General features: G+C 65.5%; 4 protein-coding genes and 1 pseudogene. 2 read left to right on the forward strand and 3 right to left on the reverse strand.

The window, feature by feature from the left end:
* Positions 1–10: 10 nt before the first annotated feature.
* The 3 genes from P2PM1_RS13795 to P2PM1_RS13805 are packed head-to-tail and all read right to left on the reverse strand — an operon-like array spanning position 11 to position 4,456.
* Positions 11–1,165 carry an FAD-dependent monooxygenase gene (locus tag P2PM1_RS13795; protein WP_186399426.1) on the reverse strand — a complete coding sequence of 385 codons (1,155 nt, stop codon included), beginning with the start codon at positions 1,163–1,165 and terminating at the stop codon, positions 11–13.
* Positions 1,166–1,175: 10 nt separating this feature from the next.
* A complete protein-coding gene (locus tag P2PM1_RS13800; RefSeq protein WP_186399427.1) occupies positions 1,176–3,194 on the reverse strand; it encodes a TonB-dependent receptor in 2,019 nt (672 codons plus the stop codon).
* A complete protein-coding gene (locus P2PM1_RS13805) occupies positions 3,191–4,456 on the reverse strand; it encodes an MFS transporter (protein ID WP_186399428.1) in 1,266 nt (421 codons plus the stop codon). The genes P2PM1_RS13800 and P2PM1_RS13805 overlap by 4 nt, the downstream gene beginning before the upstream one ends.
* 496 nt (positions 4,457–4,952) lie before the next feature.
* Here P2PM1_RS13805 and P2PM1_RS13810 point away from each other — a divergent pair, with 496 nt between their 5' ends.
* Together P2PM1_RS13810 and P2PM1_RS25495 are read left to right on the forward strand one after the other, a co-directional pair.
* Complete coding sequence (locus P2PM1_RS13810; protein WP_186399429.1) at positions 4,953–5,957, forward strand: AraC family transcriptional regulator; 1,005 nt, start codon at positions 4,953–4,955, stop codon at positions 5,955–5,957.
* A gap of 227 nt (positions 5,958–6,184) precedes the next feature.
* Positions 6,185–6,728, forward strand: a pseudogene (locus P2PM1_RS25495) (transposase); the annotation flags it as partial.
* Positions 6,729–6,856: the final 128 nt, after the last annotated feature.

Raw genomic sequence — 6,856 nt, forward strand, 5'->3', positions numbered from 1 at the left:
GGGCAGGTCCTCACGCAATCGAGGGCGCGGACGCCTGCATCTTGCGCGCCATCAGGCGGACCAGCGGCGGACGCATCAACGCCGGAATGACCCAGGACTGGACCGCAAGGCCGAAGCGGCTGCGCGGCACGTAATGCCCGCCGATCTTCTCCGACTGCTTCTGCAGCCTCGTCGCCACGGGGCGCAGCCGCGCCTCATAGGCAGCCAGCGCCTCGGCCGGCGGCCGCGACGCCAGTTCGGCCGCCAGCACATAGGCCCCGACGACGGCCGTGGAGGTGCCCTGCCCCGACAGGAAGGTCATGCAATGCGCCGCATCGCCAATCAGAACCACCCGGCCGCGCGACCATTGCGGCACCTCGACCTGACAGATCGTGTCGAAGAAGCCGTTCGACCAGTCGACATTCTCCCGGAACGTGTCGGAAATCAGCGCCGGCCAGTGCGAGAACCGGCTGGCGATCTGGGCCGTGCGCTGATCCGCAGGCACGCGGGAGATCTCCTCGTCGCGCCAGCAGAACAGGGTCGACACCGTGCCGTCGCCGACCTGGTAGAGACCGGCCTGCAGGTCGATATCCATGAAGGCGGCATAGTCGCAGTCCATCGCCTGCGACGAGGGCAAGCGCCACGCGGCGCTGCGATAGCCGAGCGGTTTCAGGAACTCGGAATGTGGGCCAAACTGCAGCTCCCGCACGCCGCTGCGATAGCCGTCAGCCGCCACCACAAGGTCGAAATGCTCGCTCGACCCGTCCGAGAACCCCACCTCCACCGCCTCGCCCTCGTCGGCAAGGGCGGTGATGGTGGTGCCATAGCGGATCGGCACCCGGCCCGCCAGTCGCTCGACCAGAACCTCCTGCAAGGCATCGCGCAGGATCACCAGCATGCGCTCGCCGCAGGCCCCCGACAGATGGCGATAATTGTAGGAGAACAGCTTGCGGCCTCGCGCGTCCCGATAGTCGGCCTGCTGGATCGAGATGGCCCGGGCCTTCAGGGCATCGATCAGGCCGAGCCGCTCGGCGACCTCCCAGCCGCCAAGATGCAGGCCGACCGCATAGCCGGCGGTGCGCAGCGCCGGTGCCTTCTCGACGATGACCGGCGCCATGCCGGCGTCGAGCAGGCAGTTGGCAAGCGCAAGGCCCGCCGGGCCGGCGCCGGAGATCAGGATCCGCATGCCTGCCGCCTCAGAAGGTGATCTTGAGGCGGCCGCCGATGGTGCGGCCCTTGCCCAGTTGGTAGACATTGCCGAAGCCGCTGGAGCTCGCATCGAACCCATAGACCGTATAGGTCTTGTCGGCGATGTTATCGACGTAGAAGTCGGCGACGACATTCTCGCCATGCTTCCACGACACCCCCGCGTCGAACAGCGCGTAGGCGCCCTGCCCCACGGTGTTGGCTTCGTCGAACCAGGTCTTGCCGACATAGGAAACGCCGGCGCGCGCGGTCAGGTCGCCGAAGTCGCCCGGCAGGCCGAACGTATAGGCCGCGGTCAGGTTGGCCGTGACATCCGGCGCGTAGGGCACCTTGTTGCCGGTGAGGTTGACGCCCGGATTGGCGGGGTTCCGGTAGCGGCTGAAATAGGTGTCGTTGAAGGCGATCCCGCCCGACAGCGAGAACGGCTGCACCGGCTGCCAGCGGGCCGTCAGGCTGACGCCCTTGCTCTCCACCTTGCCGACATTCTGCAGATACTGGCCGGTGACCGGGCCGACGGAAAGCTGGTAGTCGTCCGTCATCGTGAAATAGACGGAGGAGCCAAGCTCCAGCGTGTCGTCGAAGAGACCCGCCTTGATGCCGGCCTCATAGTTGTAGCTGTGCTGCGGCTGGTAGGAGAAACCGATATTGGCCGGGGTCACCGCGCGCGTGAAGCCGCCGGCCTTGAAGCCCGTGCTGAACAGCGCGTAGACGAGCACATCGTCGGTGACCTTGTAGCTGGCGCCCACCTTGGGCGAGAGCGCCGAGAAATTGGCGCTGTTGGTCTGCCGGATACCGGCCAGCGTCGTGGCGGCATCGACCTGCTCATAATCGAAGCGCAGTCCGCCGGTCAGGTCGATCCGCTCGCTCGCATGCCAGGTGACTTCGCCGAAGGCCGCGTAGGAGCGGATTTCCTGATGCGAGGCGAGGGTTGCGGCCGGCACCTCGCGGCGGAAGTCGAGATCCTGGAAGTAGAGGCCGGCGACATAGTCGAACATCGCGCCCTCCTCCGGGTTGGAGGCGATGCGCAGTTCCTGGTTGAACGTCTTCTGCCATTCGGGCGTGTAGGAACCGAAGATCGTCCGCAGCAGCGAGCGGTCCTGATAGCCGGTCAGCGCGGTGATCGTCGCCGGACCCAGGTCGTAGGAGGCGGTCAGGCCGTAGCTGTCCGTCGTCAATTCGTAGTGCGAGGGCACCGGCAGCGAGATGCGGCTGTCCAGCATCGACTGCATCACGAAACGTTCCTCGTCGGACGTGCGCTGGCTGCGGCCGTAGGAGAGCATGATGTCGAGCGGGCTGCCGACGGGGGCGTAGCGCAGTCGGGCCTGGCCGGCCAGCGTCTCGCTGTCGCCGGTGCGCTCGCCGGTGAACATGTCGCGCATCTCGCCGTCCTCGTGTTCGGCGCTGAACCAGGCATCGCCGTAGAGCACGTCCTCGATCAGCGCGCCGCCGAAGGCGACGCCGCCAAGCGCGCCGAGATTGGTCACGTTCAGGACCGGGCTGAGGAAATAGTCGTTGCCCGGCTTGCGGGTGACGACGTTGATCACGCCGCCGATGGCGTTGCGGCCATAGAGCGTGCCTTGCGGGCCGTAGAGCAGTTCGACCCGCTCCAGGGTTTGCGGCAGCAACTGGCTGAACAGCGCCTGGTCCTGCGGCAGCCCGTCGACATAGAGCTGGGTCGCCGGATTGTAGAAGTCGACCGACGACTGGCCGCGCACGGTGATGCCGGAATAGGCCCGGCTCGAACGCTGACGGACCAGCACGTCCGGGAACACCCGGTCGATCCGGTCGATGGTGGTGAAACCGCGCTCCTCGAGTTCATCCGCTTCAACGGTCGCGATCTCGCCGATCGCCTCGAAGGCCTCCTGCAAGCGCTTGGTGGCCGAGACGAGAATGCGGGGAAGCGCCGTCGGTTCGCCGGACGCGGCACCCTCCTGGGCGTGCGAAGGGAACGGTCGCAGGACGGCGATCAGCGCGACGAGGGAAACACCCAGCAGAGCACGGCTTCTCATTGTTGATTTCCTTGTATTTCCAGCGCCCCGTCGACAGACAGAGGCGGTTCCGAAGCAATCGAGAGGCGCCGGGCGAGACCCGCACCGACGAGAAGCAGAACAGCGGCAAGGGCAAAGACGGCAGCATGCCCGAAGGTCTGGCCGATGAAGCCGGCGGCAATGCCGAAGGCGATGGCCATCACCGCGTCGGCGCTCTGCAGCAGGGCGAAATCGGTGCCGGCCTGACGCGGCGAGCACCAGCCGATCATCACAGCGTAAAGCGCGATCATCGACGTCGCCGCGGCGGCGGACTGGGCCAGGATCAGCGGCGCGACGAGATCCTTGGGGACGATACCGCTCCACACGCCCGCGAGCGCCAGGAACAGCGCCGCGTTGGCGAGGGCGGCGAGCATCAGGGCACGCGCGGAAGGACGCCGCAGCACCGCCATCATCGCCAGCGCGGCGGCGAGCCCGGCGGCGGCGCCGCCCGCCCCCTTGAGCCAGCCGATCTCGGCAAGCGTCAGCCCGGCATCGACGAGGAACGGCCCGATCAAGGCGATGCCGAGCCGCAGGCCCGACTGATAGACCAGCATGAAGCCGAGGCCGCGGCGATACTCCATCCTGCGAAACGACGCCGACAGGCGCGGACGCGACAGCCCCGCCGCAACCGGCACCGGCGCGCCGGCCTCGATCCCCCGCGCTGCGACGGCCGGGATCGTCAGCACCGCGACGACGCCCGCCATGAACAGCATCGAGGCCTGCCAGCCGAACGCGGCATAGACCGGCAGCCACGCCCCGACGCCGAGAAGGAAGCCGACATAGCCGCCGAAGACCCCGGCGCTGCTGACGGTGGCGCGGCGGCTTTCGTCGACCGCCTCGACCGCCAGCGCATCGGTGGCGATGTCCTGGGTCGCCGCGAAGACGGCAACGGCCAGAAGAACGCAGAGCATCAGCTCGAAATGGTCGGCCGGGGATACCTGCGACAGGACGAGAAAACTTGCGACGATCAGGGACTGGCACAGCAACAGCCAGGACCGCCGGCGGCCGAGGCGGACGACGCAGAAACGGTCGACCAGCGGCGCCCACAGGAATTTCAGCGCCCAGGGCAGGAACAGCAGCGACAGCAGGCCGATGCGGTCGAGCCCCATCCCCTCCTCCCGCAGCACGGTCGGAAGACCGGTCTGCACGAGGCTGCCGGTGATGGCCTGCGCCGCGTAGAGCCCGATGAACAGGCTGACGACCCTGAAGGTGAAGGCGCCTGAAGCGCGCGGATGCGATGTCATAAAGTGCTTACCCCGACCACAGTTCGGCCTTAATTGCCCCTCGCAAGGTCTGCCACCCGGATCGGCCCTGCTTCAGCCCTGATCGGGGCCTTTCGTGTCCCCTCGTGCGAACCGTTGCCCGCATGTCACGCCAATCCCGCATGGCGCATTTGGTGGAACAGGCGGGTTTCGGGGACGCGCGATTAAATGTTGACTTTTTCAGTCAAGAATTGGAGATCATGGACGTGTCCGCTACCCCGATCAGGGTCCGCAGGCCCCCAATCGGTACTTATTTTCGCGTGCACCTGCCGCCCTGGTCACCCGAATCTGAAGGTCGTCACCTTTGGCGGCATGCTCCGAACGAACTTCAGATTCAAAAAAGGGTGACCAGCAAGTCTATGTTTCTAGTGTGGTTTTCGAATCTGAAATACGCTCTGGGCGTGCTGCCGAAGTGAGGCGTATTTCAAATTCACCACACTAGGCACTTTTCTGGTGCACAGCCCCGGGAGAGGTTCGAATGGCTCTGAACATCGAAGAGCGCCCTTTGAGCCAGGCTGCCAGCGAGCTCGATCTCGCGGCCCGGCAGCCAAGCCACAGCGGCCTGACGGAAACGGCGATCGACGGAGACTTCCGCCGCTTCGGCATCCGCCTCGGGCTGGAACTGTCCGTCTATGACCTGCAGTTGCAGGACCGCTTCCGCCGGACGGCCAACATGGCGCCGGGCCTGACCATCGTCCTTCTGCAACACGCCACCGGCAGCAGCATCCTCAAGGCGCTGGACGGCGATCCACGCGCCGTGCGGCTGGACTACGACCCGCGCTCGGCGCTGATGATCTTCTCCAGGACACCGATCTGCGGAGTCTACGACGTGCCGGCGGACACGCGGTTCCGCGGCATCGAGATCCGCGCCAGCGAGGCGTTCCTGCGCCGGCTCGACGCGACGGCACTGTTCGAACAGGCGCTCGGCGGGCATCCGCTCACCGTCGCGGCCACCGGCTCGTTCTGGGTCGGGCGGTTCCCGGCAACGGAGATGATCGACGCGCTCGCCGCCGGCCTGGTCGCCAGCGGGCTCGACCGCTGCTGCGAGGATCTCGCCATCGAGGCGCGCTGCCTCGACCTGCTCACCGCCGCCATCTCGATGGTGCGCGAGCCGCTGCTCTGCCACAGGACCAAGATCCTGCGCGACTCGCGCAAGCTCAACGACGCCAAGAACACGCTGCTGCGCCAGCTCGACCGGAGTTGGACGATCCACGACCTCGCCACCTGCGTCGGCCTCAGCGACAAGCGGCTGAAGGACGGCTTCCGCCAGCAATTCGGCCTGCCGGTCTACAGCTTCCTGCAGAAGTCGCGGATGGAGGAGGCACGCATGCTGCTGGCGCGCGACGGGGCGACGGTGACCGAAACGGCGCTGGCGGTCGGCTATGCGAATCCCAGCCGCTTCTCGCAGCTGTTCCTGCGCGAATACGGCATGACGCCCTCCGACTTCGTCCGCGGCAAGCGGCTGGAGGCATCCGGCACATAGAAGGGATGACCGGTATCAAGCCCGCTCGGCAACGAGATGGATCGCAGCGGCGAGGGGCGGCACCTCCGAACTGTTTGCATCAATGATGGTTTCAGCCGGGAATGACTGATGACTGTCTGAATAACCCCTAGATTTCTGGGCGCCTCCTTCCGTATTTTTGAGGCAAGGAGGTCATGATGGGCAAGGCCAATCTCAGCGACGATTTCAAACGAGACGCGGTGGCGTAGATCACCGAGCGAGGCTATCCGGTCGCGGAGGTTTCGAAGCGGCAGGGCATCAGTCCGCACTCTCTCCACGCGTGGAAGAGGAAATTTTGCAGCCACCCGGCCAAGACGACAAGGATGCCGAGATCAGGCAGTTGAGCGCGATCTGGCGAGGGTCAGCTAGGCAGCGCGACATCCAAAAAACCAACGCGTATTTCGCCAAGGATGCAAAGTGAGATACGCGTTCGTCGCCGAGCATCGTCCGCTGTTCTGTGCGGACGATGTGTCGGTGTCTCCGCATCCATCCCAGTGGTTTTTACGCCTGGCTGAAGAACTTGCTGAGCAAACGAGCGAAGGAAGACGCTCGCCAGACCGAGCTCCTCCGGACAGCATGGAAGGACAGCGGCAAGGTGTATGGCTATCGCAAGCTCCACGATAACCTTCTGGATCAGGGCGAGACGATCTGCCCGAACCGCGTTGCGCATCTCGCCAGTTTGGCAGGCATCAAGGCCCAGATCGGCTACAACGTCGGCCAGGCAGCAGCGGTGGCAAGCCGTCATTTGTCGTCTTGACCTGCTCCCCGTTTTGTCCGCGTCTATAAGTTAGCCCTGTTCAGGTTGTGGTCCCTTTCGGACCGGGTTGCAAATTCGTTCGGGGTGAGGCCGTCGAGGCTCGTGTGCGGTCGGTTGAGATTAT

This window comes from Stappia sp. P2PMeth1 (genome assembly GCF_900185735.1).
Lineage (GTDB): Bacteria > Pseudomonadota > Alphaproteobacteria > Rhizobiales > Stappiaceae > Stappia.